Raw genomic sequence first — 18,268 nt, 5'->3', positions numbered from 1 at the left:
CTGTGTCAATCGTAGGATCGCCCAACACATCGTTGTCAAATACATCAATATCAACAGCCACGTCCTCATCGGTCGTAGCGCTATCATCATTAGCATCTACTGGACGGATGGTGACAACTACCGTAGCAGTCTCTGTTTCAGTTGTACCATCAGCATTTAAAACGGTTACAGTATAGTCAAAGGTATCTGTTCCACTATAGTCGAGGTCTGGAGTATATGTCACACTTCCATCGCCATTGATTGTTACCGTTCCATTTGCAGGATTGGTTACTGAAGTTGTTTCATAATCAAGCCCATAAACTCCAGAGAAGTCATCATTGGGAAGAATATCAACTAATACTGGAACGTCTTCTAAAGTAGTTTCAGAGTCATTTGTAACATCTGCTTTAGGGATTATAGTAACCACCACAGTTGCTATTTCGGTAGAAGTTGTCCCGTCAGGATGATTTACCGTAACCGTGTAATCAAAAGTGTCTGTTCCGTTATAGTTAGGGTTTGGCGTATAGACTACCTCACCATTTGGCAAAATTGTTACTGTTCCATTTGCAGGTGTTCTAACTGCCGAGACCTCAAAATCGTCTGGATAATTGCCTGAAAATAAATCATTATCAAGGATATCAATTTGAACCGGCTCATCTTCATCTGTTGTTGCCGCATCGTCAAAGGCATCTTGAACAGGTGTTATTGTGATGTCCGCTTTCGCGAAAGCGGTATCCCCATTACTATCTTCAATTTGATATTCTAATGTATCTGTGCCATTGTAATTAGGCCCAGGCGTATAGTCTATGGTGTCATCTGAAGGATCGTTGGGCGTATTATTATCATTTACCGTTGCAGTACCATTTAAAGGTTGCGTGATGATCGTAATTGTTCCTATAGAAGGTCCGTCAGCACCGAAATCATCGTTATCTGTAACATCTATATTTACTGGTGTGTCTTCTAGGGTAGTTTCTTCGTCGTCGTTTGCCGTGGGCGTTTGGTTAGCCGAGCCTACCGTTACCGTCTCTATATAAGTACAACCGTTACCATCAGTTATTGTCACGGTATAATCTCCACTATCAAGATCCGTAATTGTCTGTGTAGATTCTCCGTTGCTCCAAGAATATGTATAAGGAGGTGTCCCGCCTACTCCTTGCGCTGTAGCACTTCCATCGTTTGCGGTGACTCCATTCTCATCTGTCGCTGCTACATTACCTCCCACAACAGTAGCTGGTTGGGTAATAGTGGCAGAAGCTGAAGTTGTACAACCATTTGCGTCTGTAATAGTCACAGTATAACCACCTGCAGCTAGACCTACAAGATCCTCTGAAGTGGCTCCGGTACTCCAAGCAAATGTATAAGGTGTTGTGCCTCCATTAACAGTTAGGTTTAATGAACCGGTATTATCATTACGACAAAGCACATTAGCAACTGCAATTCCGGAACTTAAGACACTTGGCTCATTGACGGTAACAGAACTTTGAGCGGTACAGGCCGAAAATGAATCGGTGACAGTTACAATATAAGTTCCTGCTGGCAGATTAGAAAGGTTCTGTGTAGTAGCACCATTACTCCAAGAATAAGTAAATGGTCCTGTTCCTCCGGTAGTAACTGAGGAAGCACTTCCATTAGAAAACCCATTACAACTTACAGGTGTTGCATTTGTTGAGATGCTAAGATTAAGACAGCTCCCTGGATTAACCGTTACTGGCACTTGTACTGTGCAACCATTGTCATCTGTTACTGTAACATTATAAGTTCCCGGAGCTAAACCAGAAATAGATTGTGTGGTGGCACCTGTATTCCATAAGTAAGTATAAGGAGGTGTTCCTCCTGACGGGTTTGCCGTTGCGGTACCGTTAGAAAGTCCAGGTCCAGTTTCATCTGTGGCAGAAGCCGTAACACTTACAGGACTGTCTGGTTCAGATATAGAAACACTTTGCTCAACAGGATCACATACTGTCCCGTCTATGGTAACACTTACCGTATAAACTCCTTGTAAAAGATTAGAAATCGTACTTGTTGTTACTCCAGAGTCTATCTGACCATTACTCCAAGTAAAAGTAAAAGTCGCCCCTAGATTTGCATTAGAACTGGCTCCCACAGTTGCCGCTCCAGTATTTTCTCCAGCGCAAGAAACGTTTGTAACGTCACCTATAATCGCCACAACAGCGTCACAGGTATTTGTACAGTCTACTACAACACTTTGCGTAAGCGTACATCCATTTTGATCAGTAATTGTAACTGAATGTGTTCCAGCGGGAAGAGCGGTGGCAGTAGACCCTGTTTGATTTCCTGTACTCGCACTCCATTGATAACTATAAGGCGCCGTTCCACCGGTCGCTATAGCAGTAGCTTCTCCATCATTACAACCTTGCGCACTTGTAGCATTTACTCTAGTTATGTTTACAGCAATAGGCTCTGGCTGGCCTACCGTAGTCTGAGCTGGGCTTACAGGTACGGAACATTGTGCACTATCAGTCACTACAACCTCATATACCCCAGCTGTTAATCCGCTAAGGTTCTGTGTAGTTGCACCATTACTCCATTGGTATGTATATGGCGGAGTACCACCCGAAACACTTAAAGAAATAGAGCCGTCACTACCCCCAAAACAAGAAACATCTGTAGGGGTAGCAATTACCGCCACCTCTTGCGGAATTATCGTAGTTGTAGTTGCGTCATCTGTACTGAGTGCACAACCACCTCCAAAAGTACCATCATAGGACAACGTCGCAGACAATGTTCCTTCAAAGGGAGCTGCTCCTGTGTAATTAAAAGTACCATCCAGTTGGGTCGAAGTTCCTATTACATTTCCATTAAGGAAAAAAGTCCAAAGAAAGTTATCTTCTAAAGTACCGCACAAAGGCATATTAGCGTCATCGTCCCGAAAACTAAAAGTTCCGTCATAAACGATAGCATCATTACATTCGTCTCTTTCAATAGCCGCATTAAGTTCTGGACAAGGTACACAGAACTGTGGGCTTGGAAAAAATGCAGATGACTGCTGGCAACTGGCATTTATATAATTAATTACCGAACTTCCAGAATCAGAAACACCGCATATAGCATCATTCTCGGCAACGATAGAATATTGTAGTGTTATAGTCTCATTACCAACTTGCTCAACGAACCACTCTAGTACATCACCGTTTATAGTGACATCGCTTGCATCTGGAGTCTCACTAGAAACAATACTACCTGGAACGAGGTCGAAACCAGCAGATACCTGATTTGATACTAGCGACTGACCTGGCAAGGCTCGTGCGGCAAAAACTAATTGCCCTAGAATATCAGAATATATTCCTGTTAAATCTGCTGCCTCAAAGGTTACGGTGGCACCACCAGTATTTTGTATCCCCTCCAAAGTTACCGTCGCATTATTAAGTCTTACCGCATCATTCTCATAAAATGATAAAAGACCTATAGAGTAGATGGACTGTTCATAAAGTTCTGTTCCTACAACTGTGGTTTGAGCAGCAACACCCGCATCTATTGCAAAGGTGATACAATCTGTATCATTTCCAGCAGTATTAGGCTGATTTAAATCCACAGTTTCTTGACAACCGTCTAAGGTACCATCTGTATTATTTCTCCTGTTAGCAACCCCGTCTGTTAAAAGCACTATAGATCTAGAAGTGCCACAGTCAAACGTACCTTGCGTACTCAATAAATCGTCAGCTTCGAGGATTGCATCGTGGACGTTTGTGAATCCTGTGGTTATAATATTGTTTATTGCATTTGTAAGCAATATTCTATTTGCTGGAGTATCTTCTAATAGTCCCGTGTCTTGAGTCGCCGTATCAGCATAAGTCACTAATCCTACTTTATTCAGTCCTGTAGGATTATTTGAAGCTAAAAAAAGCTCTTCTACAAAATTTAGAGCAGCATCTTGCGCATAATCAATAGGTAAATTTCCATTAGAATCTGGTGGTCCGCCATTATTACCCATACTACCAGACCTATCAATTACCAGAACCGCTTCAACAGGTTGTGGCGGTGGATTTCCCGTTATGCTAATCGTTACATCAAATTGATTACAGGTGTCGGGATTAGGCACGGCTATTTTCTCAATGGTGACATTAGGATCATTTGATTGTCCCTGAGCAGATATTGTGAAGAAAAATGAAGCGATGATAAATAAACAAACACTCTTCACCTTAACCATACCTTTATATTGTAATAATCTTTTCATCTAAAAAAAGTTTAATTTTGAAATAACAGTAAATTATTCTGAAGCTGAGGGATCTAGAATCCAAGCACTTAGAATTGTACTACTTGAGATAGACTTACAATTAACATTTGCTACCTGAACCTCCACACAGCCCCAAGTATTAACTGGAGTACCTTTGGGAGCTTTAATTTTTGCCTTAAGATTTATAGTTGTATTTCCAGGAACAGTAATCCTATTATCTTTTATGCTGATAAGTCTATTATCTAAAAAAGTAATGTCAACCTTTGCATTTGGCTTTAAGGATACTTGCTTTTTATTACCACAGGTTGTTGTAAGTTGTTTTGCTGTGATTTGAAACGTACTTTTCTGATTACTATCATTTCTAAGCAATAAGTTGTAAACTGTACCATAATTAGAAACAGACTTAAAGGATCTATTTTTTTCAACACTTAAAGAGGATTGACAATCCTGTGCTTGAACAATAATAGCGGTCAAGGCAAATAGTATGGTAAAAATTATTTGTGTATTAATTTTCATATCAAAAAATGATTTAGATATAATAAGAAGCCAAGCCGACTAGAGTAATACACAATAATTAGTGTAAACCCTAAAGGATGTTTCTTAAAAAAATAGAATTTAGTTAGCTAATGGTACGTGACACGTTGCAAAAAAATGTCGAACCCTTTGTGAAGTTGATGTAATTACCCCCATAATATACGTCTTAAGTTATCCGCTTGCGCGATTAAATATGATTTGGAATACTAAGCTGGGTGTCACAAATATAATATTGTTTTCTAAAGCCCAACTGTAACTTACTGGTTTTTAGACATAACAACTCATTTAGTCGCCCAAATACACAATAACTAGTTTTTCTTACAAAAACTTTTAGAAAATCTGCATTATAATTGCTGTCTGCTTTCGCGAAAGCGTATCTCTAAACGTTACAATTGCCACTATTAAACCTAAATCAGTCCACCCCTGATAGCCCGACCATTTTCTTCTGCTTATATTTGCACCCTGCAAGAAAAAACTATGAGTGTAGCTAAAGAAATCGCAAGACGTAGAACCTTTGGGATTGTATCCCACCCAGATGCTGGCAAAACAACCTTGACAGAAAAATTACTTCTTTTTGGAGGAGCAATTCAAGAAGCAGGGGCGGTAAAATCAAACAAAATCAAGAAAGGCGCGACGAGTGACTTTATGGAAATTGAGCGCCAGCGTGGGATTTCTGTTGCAACCTCCGTTCTCGCATTTGAGTATGAAGGCGTTAAGATCAACATCCTAGACACTCCTGGTCACAAAGACTTTGCAGAAGATACTTTCAGAACACTCACTGCCGTAGATAGTGTTATCGTGGTTATAGACGTGGCAAAAGGTGTCGAGGAGCAAACGGAGAAACTTGTAGAGGTTTGTCGTATGCGCAATATTCCAATTATAGTTTTTGTAAACAAAATGGACCGAGAAGGTAAAGACGCTTTTGACCTTCTAGATGAAATTGAACAAAAATTACATCTCAAAGTTGCTCCCTTGAGTTTTCCTATCGGTATGGGATACGACTTTAAGGGAATTTATAATATGTGGGAACACAATGTGAATCTTTTTAGTGGAGACAGCCGTAAAAACATTGAAGAAACGGTTGAGATAAAAGATTTATCTGATAAAAAGCTAGACGAACTAGTTGGAACCACCTCGGCCGATAATTTGCGTGAGGAAATAGAACTCGTTAGTGGCGTTTATCCCCCTTTTGATAGAGAACTATATTTACAAGGAAAACAGCAACCAGTTTTCTTCGGATCGGCGCTTAATAATTTTGGAGTGCGAGAATTACTAGATTGCTTCATATCTATCGCTCCCGCACCGCGACCCAAGCAAAGCGAGGAACGTCTCGTGAGGCCTGAAGAAAAAAATTTTTCTGGATTTGTATTTAAGATTCACGCAAATATGGATCCCAAACACAGGGACCGTCTTGCTTTTATAAAGATTGTTTCTGGTGTTTTTGAACGTAATACCCCCTATTTACACGTACGCAATAAAAAGAAACTAAAATTCTCGAGCCCCAATGCCTTTTTTGCAGAGCGTAAGGAAATTGTAGATATATCATATCCTGGAGATATCGTAGGCCTACACGATACTGGAAACTTTAAAATAGGTGATACGCTTACTTCTGGTGAGGAAATTCATTATAAAGGGATACCAGCGTTCTCTCCGGAGCATTTCCGTTATATTAATAATGCTGACCCTATGAAGTCTAAGCAACTATCTAAGGGAATAGATCAATTAATGGACGAGGGAGTCGCTCAGCTATTTACACTTGAGCTCAATGGTCGCCAAGTAATAGGAACTGTAGGAGCACTTCAGTACGAAGTTATACAATATCGTCTAGAACACGAATATGGTGCAAAATGTACCTATGAGCCTTTAAGCGTTCATAAAGCTTGCTGGGTAGACCCAGAAAATCCTAAGAGTGAAGAATTTAAAGAGTTCTTACGAGTAAAGCAACGCTATATGGCAAAAGATAAAAGAGGTCAACTTGTTTTCTTGGCAGATTCTCCTTTTACCTTACAAATGACGCAGCAAAAATATCCTTCAGTAAAAATGCATTATGTAAGCGAATTTGAGCGACAGGCTAAAAAATAGGTTGCACTTACAAAAAAAGATAATTCAAGAAATTGAAAGAAAGCTTTTTATGATTTGTTTTACGCTTTCGCGAAAGCTTTCTTAAACAACATAAACGTATCCTTAGCACTTTGAACAGCTGTATCCATATCATCGTCCGATAACTTGAGTGACGCAACGGCATCTTTAAATTTTTTCCAGCGTAACATGCTGTTTTCTGAATCAGCGTTATAGAAGTGGTGTTTTTCTATATGACTCAACGCGCCACAAGACTGTATCTTTTTTGCAATCATTGTAACACCCACCATCGATCCTTCGATAACATACATTTTACCCACTAAAGACAAAACCTTACGAGGTGTAATGAGTCTATCAGGCTGCGGAAGAGGAAGATTAGAAAAACCCCTAATATCTGCTGCAAGGGCATTTGTTTTTGTATAACCAGCAAAGGGTTTAAGCTCTTCTGGAAGTACATCGTATCTATTATTTATACAGTCCTCAACAGCTTTATACACTTCAAAATTCTGACGCAACAATCTTTCATATACAGGCTGCGTGATAGAGCCATCCATTATATATTTTGCAAGATTTCCTTCTTCGACCTCGCGATGAAGTTTGTCTGTTTCTGTCTTGAGCCGTTTTAAAATCATTAAGCGATGTATCCGTTATTAAATTAAAAATAAGTTTATAGTAAGTAAGACTTCATTCTTTGACTAAAAACACCCAAAAGCTTAGGCTTGACCTGTCGGGCCAAAATTTAATGGAATAGGTTGTTTTTCATAATCTTTAATCTCTCCGTGCGCCTTTTCAAAACGCTTGACATTTTCCTGTAAAGCCTTTGCAAGTCGTTTAGCGTGCTGCGGTGTTAGGATGATTCTAGACTTAACCTTACTCTTAGGAGTACCTGGCATTATATTTACAAAGTCCACTACAAATTCTGATACCGAATGGTTGATAATTGCAAGATTAGAGTATGTTCCCTGTGCTACGGCCTCATCCAATTCTATATTGATTTGTCCTTTTTTGTTATTCTGAGGATTTTTTTCGTCTGCCATCTTAATTTAATTTCCGCGAAGGCGGAAATCTCATCCCGTCTAACGCTTTTGTTATTTAATTTTAAATTTCTTCCGTTTGCAATGATATTCAATTGCTTATCAAGGTGAATTCCAATAACTCTAGAGACCTCCCGTCTATCACAATTCCTATTTACTTTATGGGTCACCTGCCTTGACAAAGTATTATATAATGCTATGAAGATACAGATTCATACGCTTTCGCGAAAGCGTAATCTTAACTCATCTCATTTAAAAACAACAATAAAAAATCCCGTCCTGAAATATTCAGAACGGGATATTATCTCTTGCTATTTTCACTTAAGTAAAAACAGCCTCTTAATTATAATTAACCTCTTGCTTTTCGGCCATCATATTCTCGAGATCCTCTTTGCTTCCTACGATAATATTGTCGTAACGACGCATTCCAGTACCAGCAGGAATTTTGTGTCCTACGATTACATTCTCTTTAAGACCTTCTAAAGTATCAACTTTACCACTTACAGCAGCTTCGTTTAATACCTTAGTTGTCTCTTGGAAAGATGCCGCAGAGATGAATGACTTGGTCTGTAACGACGCTCGTGTAATACCTTGCAGAATTGGAGTTGCCGTTGCAGCAGTCACGTCTCTTGCAGTAACAAGATTCTTATCCTCGCGACGTAATAAGGAGTTTTCATCTCTCATCTCACGTGGTGATATAATCTGACCCGCTTTTAACGTCTCTGAATCGCCTGGATCTTCTACCACTTTCATTCCGAAAATGGCATCATTCTCCTCGATAAAGTCAGACTTATGGACCAATTGATTCTCTAAGAATATCGTGTCTCCTGGATCTACAATACGTACTTTACGCATCATCTGGCGCACAACAACCTCAAAGTGCTTATCATTAATCTTAACCCCTTGTAGACGATATACTTCTTGCACTTCGTTTACTAGATACTGCTGTACCGCAGACGGCCCTTTGATATTCAAGATATCATTAGGTGTTACAGAACCATCAGAAAGTGGCATACCAGCACGTACATAATCGTTTTCTTGAACAAGGATCTGATTAGATAACTTTACTAAGTATTTCTTAACCTCTCCTAGTTTGGACTCAACGATAATCTCGCGGTTACCACGTTTTATTTTTCCGAATGACACCACTCCGTCAATCTCAGATACTACTGCTGGATTTGATGGATTACGCGCTTCAAAAAGCTCTGTTACACGTGGAAGACCTCCTGTAATATCTCCAGCCTTTGCAGACTTACGAGGAATTTTTACAAGGATCTTACCCTCTTTTACTTTTTCTCCATCATCAATCATTAAGTGAGCTCCTACTGGTAAGTTGTACGAACGTAGCGCGTTTCCTTTGCTATCCTCTATAATCAATGTTGGTATCTTTTTCTTATCTCTAGACTCTGAAATAACTTTCTCCTGGAATCCTGTTTGCTCATCTGTCTCAACACGGTAAGTAACACCTTGGTCAATACTTTCGAACTTGATTTTTCCAGAGAATTCTGAAATTACAACCCCATTAAATGGATCCCACTTACAGATTACTTCTCCTTGTTTTACCTTTTCTCCAGAGCTTTTGAATAACTGTGAACCGTAAGGAATTGAGTTTGTACTCAAAGTAATTCCTGTTTTTGGATCTACAAGTTTAGCTTCAGATGTACGAGAGATAACAATCTCTGCTTTATTGCCCTCACTATCCTCTCCACTTACAGTCTTTAAGTCTTCTATTTCTAGTTTCCCATCAAACTTAGCCGTTACACTACTCGCCTCAGAAACACCTCCTGCCACACCACCTACGTGGAAGGTACGAAGTGTAAGCTGAGTTCCTGGTTCTCCAATAGATTGTGCCGCCACAACTCCTACTGCTTCACCCATCTGTACTGTTTTACCTGTTGCAAGATTACGCCCGTAACATTTTACACAGATACCTTTAGTAGCTTCACAAGAAAGTGCAGAACGCACTTCTACAGATTCAATAGGTGCTGCTCCAATTATTCCTCCTATGACATCAGTTATTTCTTCACCAGCCGCAACGATTACCTCGCTTGTAAGCGGATTGATCACATCATTAAGAGATGTACGTCCTACGATACGCGCTTCTAGTGTTTCTATTACCTCTTCATTTTTCTTAAGTGCGCTTACCTCTACACCTCTCAACGTACCACAATCTTCACTATTAATGATCACATCTTGAGAAACATCTACCAGACGACGTGTTAAGTATCCTGCATCTGCCGTTTTAAGAGCGGTATCTGCAAGTCCTTTACGTGCACCGTGTGTAGAAATAAAGTATTCAAGTATTGAAAGTCCTTCTTTAAAGTTAGAGAGAATCGGATTTTCAATAATAGCACCGCCTCCATCATTAGATTTCTTAGGTTTTGCCATAAGACCACGCATACCAGTAAGCTGACGTATCTGTTCTTTAGATCCACGTGCTCCTGAGTCAAGCATCATATACACCGAGTTAAATCCTTGCTGATCCTCACGGATACGCTTCATAGAAAGTTCCGTAAGCGTAGCATTTGTAGATGTCCAAACATCAATAACCTGGTTGTAACGCTCTGTATTTGTAATCAGACCCATATTATAAGATCCTGAAATTACATCTACCTGCTCGTTTGCCTCGTCTATCATTGCGTGCTTCTCCTCTGGAATAATGATATCTCCAAGTGAGAAAGATAATCCTCCACGGAATGCATATCCATAACCCATCGTTTTGATTCGATCAAGGAAATCTGCAGTTCTAGGGACACTAGTAACTTTAAGAATATTACCAATGATATCACGAAGTGATTTCTTAGTTAATACTTCATTAATAAAACCTGCCTCTTCCGGTACAGCTTCGTTAAATAAAACACGACCTACTGTAGTCTCAATGATTTGAGGAACAAGATTTCCGTCTTCATTGTAGTCCATGGCGCGCACTTTTACGATAGCGTTAATGTCTACTCTTTTTTCGTTATAAGCAATAGTCACCTCGTCTGCAGAGTAGAAAGTGATCCCTTCTCCTTTTACGTGAAACTCTTTAGTCGACTTTCTGGCCTTTGTCATATAGTAAAGACCCAATACCATATCCTGAGATGGTACCGTTACCGGTGCCCCATTTGCAGGGTTCAAGATATTGTGAGATGCAAGCATCAATAATTGACACTCGAGAATTGCTTCAGGTCCTAATGGAAGGTGAACTGCCATTTGATCCCCATCAAAATCGGCGTTGAAAGCCGTACAAACTAATGGGTGTAACTGGATTGCTTTTCCTTCAATAAGCTTAGGCTGGAATGCTTGAATTCCAAGACGGTGAAGCGTAGGAGCACGGTTAAGGAGAATAGGATGTCCCTTAAGAACATTCTCTAAGATATCCCAAACTACAGGCTCTTTCTTATCTATTATTTTCTTTGCAGATTTAACTGTCTTTACAATTCCTCTCTCGATCAACTTACGGATCACGAATGGCTTGTAAAGCTCTGCAGCCATATCCTTAGGTATACCACATTCGAACAAACGAAGTTCTGGTCCTACGACAATTACAGAACGTGCAGAATAATCTACACGCTTACCTAGTAAGTTCTGACGGAAACGTCCTTGCTTACCTTTTAAGCTATCTGAAAGTGACTTTAATGGTCTGTTAGAATCTGTTTTTACTGCAGATGATTTACGCGTGTTGTCAAAAAGTGAATCTACAGATTCCTGTAGCATACGCTTCTCATTACGTAAGATTACCTCTGGCGCCTTGATTTCCATCAATCGCTTTAAACGGTTATTACGTATGATTACACGACGATATAGATCATTTAAATCTGATGTTGCAAAACGACCTCCATCTAGTGGCACCAAGGGACGTAATTCTGGTGGAATTACTGGCACAACCTTCATAATCATCCATTCTGGATTATTCTCCCGGTTCTTATTTGCATCACGTAATGCCTCAACAACTTGTAGACGCTTTAATGCTTCTGTCTTACGTTGCTTAGACGTTTCATTATTTGCTTTATGACGTAACTCGTAAGAAAGCTCATCTAGATCGATGCGCTTTAAGAGTTCGATCAAACATTCAGCACCCATTTTGGCGATGAATTTGTTCGGATCTTCGTCATCTAAATATAGATTTTCCTGAGGAATAGTCTCTAAAATATTTAGATACTCTTCCTCTGTAAGGAAATCCATTTTCTGTAGATCTTCTCCTTCTTCATTCTTTGCAATACCTGGCTGAATCACCACGTAACGCTCATAATAAATGATCATATCTAATTTCTTAGATGGAAGACCTAGAAGATATCCTATTTTATTAGGTAAACTTCTAAAGTACCAGATGTGTGCTACTGGCACCACTAGTGAGATGTGTCCTACACGGTCACGACGCACTTTCTTCTCTGTTACTTCTACACCACAACGGTCACAAACGATCCCTTTGTAGCGTATTCTTTTATATTTTCCACAAGCACACTCATAATCCTTTACAGGACCGAAGATACGCTCACAAAAAAGTCCGTCACGCTCTGGTTTGTGCGTACGGTAGTTTATAGTTTCTGGCTTGAGCACTTCACCACGAGATGCCCCTAGGATAGACTCTGGAGAGGCTAGACCTATTGAAATCTTGTTAAATTTCGGTGCTTGCTGCTGCTTATCATTCATTCTTGCCATAATGCTGTATTCTTTCGAATTAAATAAATTGTTTGTTTGAAGGTTACGCTTTCGCGAAAGCGGACTCCTAAGAACCCACTTTCACCTTGCGTTATTCAAACTACTCCTCCAGACGAATGTCTAGTCCCAGTCCCTTGAGCTCGTGCATCAATACGTTGAACGATTCTGGTAATCCTGGCTCTGGCATAGGTTCTCCCTTAACAATACTTTCGTATGTCTTAGCACGACCTATTACGTCATCGGACTTTACAGTCAAGATCTCACGTAATGTCGCCGAAGCTCCGTAAGCCTCAAGTGCCCAAACCTCCATCTCACCAAAACGTTGCCCTCCAAATTGCGCCTTACCTCCAAGAGGTTGCTGCGTAATAAGTGAGTATGGACCGATAGAACGCGCGTGCATCTTATCGTCTACCATATGTCCTAGTTTCAACATATAAATCACACCTACAGTTGCTGGTTGATCAAAACGATCTCCTGTTCCACCATCATAAAGGTATGTATGCCCAAAACGTGGAATTCCAGCTTCGTCGGTAAGTTTATTAATCTCGTCTAGTGTTGCTCCATCAAAAATAGGTGTCGCATATGTGCGTCCTAGTTTCTGACCAGCCCAACCTAACACGGTCTCATATATCTGACCGATGTTCATACGAGAAGGTACCCCAAGTGGATTTAATACAATATCCACCGGTGTTCCATCCTCAAGGAATGGCATATCTTCTTCACGTACGATACGAGCAACGATACCTTTGTTACCGTGACGTCCCGCCATCTTATCTCCTACCTTAAGTTTACGCTTTTTAGCAATGTAAACTTTAGCAAGCTTGATAATTCCAGCTGGAAGTTCATCTCCTACAGAGATGGTAAACTTCTCACGACGCAAGTTACCTTGCAGGTCGTTTTCTTTAATCTTATAGTTATGCAGTAAATCCGCTATAAGAGCATTTGTCTTATCATCTGTAGTCCACGTTCCTTGCGTAAGGTGCGTGTAATCTTCTACAGAATTTAGCATCTTAAGCGTAAATTTCTTTCCTTTAGGAAGAACTTCCTCACCTAAGTCATTCATCACACCTTGTGCTGTTTTTCCATTAACAAGTTTAAATAGTTTCTCAACTACTATTGCTTGTAATTCGTCAAACTTCACATCATACTGATCTTCTAGTATCGCGATGTCCTCTTTATCTTTTGCTCTCTTACGCTTATCCTTTATTGCTCTTGCAAATAACTTCTTGTTAATTACAACACCACGTAAAGATGGAGAAGCTTTTAGAGATGCATCTTTTACATCACCTGCTTTATCTCCAAAAATCGCCCGAAGAAGTTTTTCTTCAGGTGTAGGATCTGATTCTCCCTTAGGAGTAATCTTACCAATAAGGATATCCCCTGGTTTTACCTCTGCCCCGATACGAATCATCCCGTGCTCATCAAGATCGCGTGTAGCTTCCTCAGAAACATTAGGAATATCATTAGTCAACTCTTCGTTACCTAATTTTGTATCACGTACATCTAAAGAATACTCATCGATGTGAATAGAAGTAAAAATATCATCGCGTACAACTTTTTCAGAAATTACGATTGCATCCTCAAAGTTATATCCTTTCCAAGGCATAAAGGCTACCTTCATATTACGTCCTAGTGCCAGCTCTCCTTTTTCGGTAGCGTACCCCTGACATAATACTTGTCCTTTTTCTACCCTATCTCCTACAGCCACAATGGGCTTGAGATTGATATTTGTACCTTGATTCGTTTTACGAAATTTTATAAGGTTGTAAGTTTTTGAGTCCTCATCAAAACTAACAAGTCGCTCATCATCTGTACGATCATATTTAATCGTAATCATATTTGCATCCACATACTCTACAGTACCTGCACCTTCTGCATTAATAAGAACTCTAGAATCTGTAGCTACCTGACGTTCCAGACCCGTACCAACAATAGGCGCATCTGCCATAATAAGTGGTACTGCCTGACGCATCATATTTGATCCCATTAGTGCACGGTTTGCATCATCGTGCTCCAAGAAAGGAATGAGTGATGCAGAGATAGATGCTATCTGATTAGGCGAAACATCTGCGTAGTGAACCGTATCTGGATCTACTACTGGAAAATCACCTTCCATACGAGCAATTACTTTTTCTTCAGTAATTGTTCCGTCATCTTTCATTGGGTTATTCGCTTGAGCGATTAACTTGCCTTCTTCCTCCTCTGCACTTAAATATTGTGGTTCAGATTTTAAATCAATCTTACCATTTTCAACTTTACGGTATGGAGTCTCGATGAATCCCATTCCATTCACCTTAGCATAAACAGAAAGTGAAGAAATCAGACCGATGTTCGGTCCTTCAGGAGTTTCAATAGGACAAAGCCTTCCATAGTGCGTGTAGTGTACATCACGTACTTCAAATCCTGCACGCTCACGAGAAAGACCTCCAGGCCCAAGAGCAGAAAGACGACGCTTGTGCGTTATCTCCGCAAGTGGGTTCGTCTGATCCATAAATTGTGATAACTGGTTCGTCCCGAAGAATGAATTAATCACAGAAGACAACGTCTTTGCATTAATCAAATCAATAGGAGTAAATACCTCGTTATCACGTACGTTCATACGCTCACGGATTGTTCTTGCCATACGTGCAAGGCCAACACCAAATTGCGATGAAAGTTGCTCTCCTACCGTACGAACACGACGGTTAGATAGGTGATCAATATCATCAATCTCTGCTTTTGAATTAATTAACTCAATAAGATACTTGATGATGGTAATAATATCCTCTTTGGTAAGCACCTGCTTATCCATTGCGATATCAAGACCTAATTTTTTATTCATTCTATAACGACCTACTTCACCTAGGTTATAACGTTGGTCTGAGAAGAATAACTTGTCTATTATACCACGTGCAGTTTCCTCATCTGGCGGCTCTGCATTACGTAATTGTCTATAGATATGCTCAACAGCTTCTTTTTCAGAGTTTGTTGGGTCTTTCTGTAATGTATTATGAATAATTGCGTAGTCTGCCTGCTGATTATCTTCTTTATGAAGTAAAATCGTTTTTGCACCCGCCTCAAGAATTTCTTCAATGTGCTCTTTTTCAAGAACAGTATCACGGTCAAGAACTATCTCGTTACGCTCTATAGATACGACCTCTCCTGTATCTTCATCTACAAAATCTTCGTGCCAAGTATTTAAAACACGAGCAGCAAGCTTACGACCTAAATATTTTTTTAATCCTGATTTTGAAACTTTTGCTTCTTCGGCAAGGTCAAAAATCTCTAGGATATCTTTATCACGCTCAAAACCAATCGCACGGAAAAGTGTCGTTACTGGCAACTTTTTCTTACGATCAATATATGCATACATCACACTATTAATGTCTGTAGCAAATTCTATCCAAGATCCTTTAAAAGGGATTACACGGGCAGAATATAATTTTGTTCCATTTGCGTGGAAGGACTGTCCAAAGAACACTCCTGGAGAACGGTGAAGTTGGGAAACTACGACACGCTCAGCACCATTAATAACGAATGTACCACTCGGTGTCATATAAGGAATAGTTCCTAAATAAACGTCCTGTACGATGGTTTCAAAATCTTCGTGTTCCTCGTCTGTACAATAAAGTTTTAGACGTGCCTTAAGCGGAACACTATATGTAAGACCACGCTCGATACATTCCTGAATGGAATATCTAGGGGGATCTACGAAATAATCTAAAAACTCTAATACGAAGTTATTACGGGTATCAGTAATAGGGAAGTTCTCAAGAAAGGTATTGTAAAGACCTTCATCTCCTCTTTCTTCTGGCTTAGTTTCCAGCTGGAAGAAATCTTGAAATGATTTTACTTGAATATCTAGAAAATCTGGATATTCTGGTCTGTTCTTTACCGATGAGAAACTAATTCTTTCAGCTTGTTTTGCATCTTGCATCATCAACGAACGAAATTTGATTAGAAACGTAACCTGCACCAGTTGCAGGTCGATACTTTTGATTCTTATTTATAGACGAGAAACCAAAAAAAGTCTGCCACAAAAAACTGTGACCGTTATATACGACAAATGGTTTAGGTCAAATTGCACTCTTAACAAGCACAATTAACCTAAACCTTTATCTGCTTTATATGCTGAGCTTACTTAAGCTCAACCTCTGCACCAGCTTCTTCTAATTGAGCTTTAAGTGCTTCAGCCTCATCTTTAGAAACACCTTCCTTAATTGGAGAAGGAGCATTATCTACAAGCTCTTTTGCGTCTTTAAGACCAGCACCTGTAAGTTCTTTTACAAGTTTAACTACAGCAAGTTTAGAAGCACCAGCAGCTGTAAGGATAACGTCAAATTCTGACTGCTCCTCTGCAGCGTCTCCACCAGCAGCTCCACCAGCAGCAACAGCAACAGCTGCAGCAGCAGGTTCGATACCATACTCGTCTTTTAAAATATTTGCTAACTCGTTTACTTCTTTAACAGTAAGGTTAACTAATTGTTCTGCGAAATCTTTTAAATCTGCCATTTTCTATCGTTTTTAAAATCTTTAATAAAATATAATTGTAATTGAGTGCGTACACGTTTATCCTTCCTTCTCAGAAAGTGTTTTGATAATACCAGCAAGTTTCCCTCCGCTAGACTTAAGAGCGCTAATAACGTTCTTAGCAGGCGATTGAAGCAATCCAACGATGTCCCCAATAAGTTCTTCTCTAGACTTGATATCTACAAGGGCATCTAGTTGATCATCACCTAGGTAAACCGCTTCTTCAATAAATGCTCCTTTTAATAAAGGCTTATCAGATTTCTTACGGAATTCTTTGATAACCTTTGCAGGTGCATTTCCTGTTTCAGACATCATAATGGCCGTATTCCCTTTTAATACTGAAGGAAGTTCTGCAAAATCTTTGTCTGATGCATCCATTGCTTTTTCAAGCAATGTATTTTTAACCACCGCTAACTTGATACCAGCTTTAAAACAGGCGCGACGTAAATTTGATGTTGCGCCAGCATTTAATCCTGAAATATCCGCAAGGTAAATGTTAGTATTGTCTGCTAACTGTGCGGTTAAATCCTTAATTACTACTGATTTTTCTTCTCTTGTCATAATCTATAATATTGGACTAGTCGTCAGTTGCAAAGCGTTTAGTGTCAACCTCTACTGAAGGGCTCATTGTACTAGACATAAAAATACTCTTGATGTACACTCCCTTAGCAGCTTGAGGCTTAAGCTTTACTAACGTGGTTATTAATTCTCTTGCATTACCAGCTATTTTCTCAGCATCAAAGGAAGCTTTTCCTACTGAAGCATGAATGATTCCAGTTTTATCAACTTTAAAATCAATCTTACCAGCTTTTACATCAGAAACTGCTTTTGCAATATCCATTGTAACTGTACCTGTCTTTGGGTTAGGCATTAATCCACGTGGTCCTAAGACACGACCTAATGGCCCTAGTTTACCCATAACGCTAGGCATTGTAATAATAACGTCTACGTCTGTCCAACCACCTTTGATTTTTTCTAGATACTCATCCAGACCTACGAAATCTGCTCCAGCTTCTGTTGCTTCTGCTTCCTTGTCTGGAGTTACCAGGGCAAGTACTTTTACATCTTTACCTGTTCCATGCGGTAGTGTAACTACCCCACGAACCATTTGATTCGCTTTACGCGGATCTACATTAAGACGTACAGCAATATCTACAGAAGGATCAAAGTTTACGTTGCTTACTTCTTTTATTAAAGCAGAAGCATCAGACAAATTGTAAGTCTGTCCGACCTCAATTTTACTCTGATTTTCCTTTTGCTTTTTTGTTAATTTTGCCATTTTGATTTTCTTTTT

General features: G+C 39.7%; 10 protein-coding genes. 1 reads left to right on the top strand and 9 read right to left on the bottom strand.

Translation table 11 applies throughout. The annotated features are described in order from the left end of the window. Both EAX61_RS15195 and EAX61_RS15190 read right to left on the bottom strand, forming a co-directional pair. Positions 1 to 4,174, bottom strand: a 4,174-nt coding sequence (locus EAX61_RS15195; protein ID WP_121918563.1) for an Ig-like domain-containing protein, incomplete at its 3' end; no start/stop codon positions are given. 33 nt (positions 4,175 to 4,207) lie between these two features. Further along, complete coding sequence (locus EAX61_RS15190; RefSeq protein WP_121918562.1) at positions 4,208 to 4,690, bottom strand: hypothetical protein; 483 nt, start codon at positions 4,688 to 4,690, stop codon at positions 4,208 to 4,210. A 495-nt stretch (positions 4,691 to 5,185) separates the two neighbouring features. On the opposite strand from EAX61_RS15190, the gene EAX61_RS15185 reads away from it, so the two are divergent. Beyond that, on the top strand, positions 5,186 to 6,790 hold the full coding sequence (locus tag EAX61_RS15185; protein WP_121918561.1) for a peptide chain release factor 3: 1,605 nt from the start codon (positions 5,186 to 5,188) through the stop codon (positions 6,788 to 6,790). A gap of 59 nt (positions 6,791 to 6,849) precedes the next feature. Here EAX61_RS15185 and EAX61_RS15180 read toward each other — a convergent pair whose 3' ends face one another. The 7 genes from EAX61_RS15180 to rplA form a co-directional block, all read right to left on the bottom strand. Further along, positions 6,850 to 7,419: a biliverdin-producing heme oxygenase gene (locus tag EAX61_RS15180; protein WP_121918560.1), complete on the bottom strand. Its 570-nt coding sequence runs from the start codon at positions 7,417 to 7,419 to the stop codon at positions 6,850 to 6,852. 81 nt (positions 7,420 to 7,500) lie between these two features. Next, positions 7,501 to 7,824: a DUF3467 domain-containing protein gene (locus tag EAX61_RS15175; RefSeq protein WP_121918559.1), complete on the bottom strand. Its 324-nt coding sequence runs from the start codon at positions 7,822 to 7,824 to the stop codon at positions 7,501 to 7,503. 336 nt (positions 7,825 to 8,160) lie between these two features. Next, positions 8,161 to 12,465, bottom strand: coding sequence for a DNA-directed RNA polymerase subunit beta' (gene rpoC / locus EAX61_RS15170; RefSeq protein ID WP_201739472.1), 4,305 nt, complete (start codon positions 12,463 to 12,465; stop codon positions 8,161 to 8,163). 100 nt (positions 12,466 to 12,565) lie between these two features. Then, positions 12,566 to 16,384, bottom strand: a complete 3,819-nt coding sequence (gene rpoB / locus EAX61_RS15165; protein WP_201739471.1) for a DNA-directed RNA polymerase subunit beta — start codon at positions 16,382 to 16,384, stop codon at positions 12,566 to 12,568. Between the two features lie 197 nt (positions 16,385 to 16,581). Then, the gene (gene rplL / locus EAX61_RS15160) at positions 16,582 to 16,956 is read right to left on the bottom strand and encodes a 50S ribosomal protein L7/L12 (protein WP_121918558.1); all 375 of its coding nucleotides are present in this window, start codon (positions 16,954 to 16,956) and stop codon (positions 16,582 to 16,584) included. A 57-nt stretch (positions 16,957 to 17,013) separates the two neighbouring features. Then, complete coding sequence (rplJ, locus tag EAX61_RS15155) at positions 17,014 to 17,535, bottom strand: 50S ribosomal protein L10 (protein ID WP_121918557.1); 522 nt, start codon at positions 17,533 to 17,535, stop codon at positions 17,014 to 17,016. Positions 17,536 to 17,551: 16 nt separating this feature from the next. Next, positions 17,552 to 18,253, bottom strand: a complete 702-nt coding sequence (gene rplA, locus EAX61_RS15150; RefSeq protein WP_121918556.1) for a 50S ribosomal protein L1 — start codon at positions 18,251 to 18,253, stop codon at positions 17,552 to 17,554. Between the last annotated feature and the right edge of the window lie 15 nt (positions 18,254 to 18,268).

The sequence above is a fragment of the Dokdonia sinensis genome (assembly GCF_003688895.1).
In the GTDB taxonomy this organism is placed as follows: Bacteria; Bacteroidota; Bacteroidia; order Flavobacteriales; family Flavobacteriaceae; genus Dokdonia; species Dokdonia sinensis.
The sequence above is the reverse complement of the archived record's forward strand: the minus strand, read 5'-3'. Positions and strand labels throughout refer to the sequence as shown.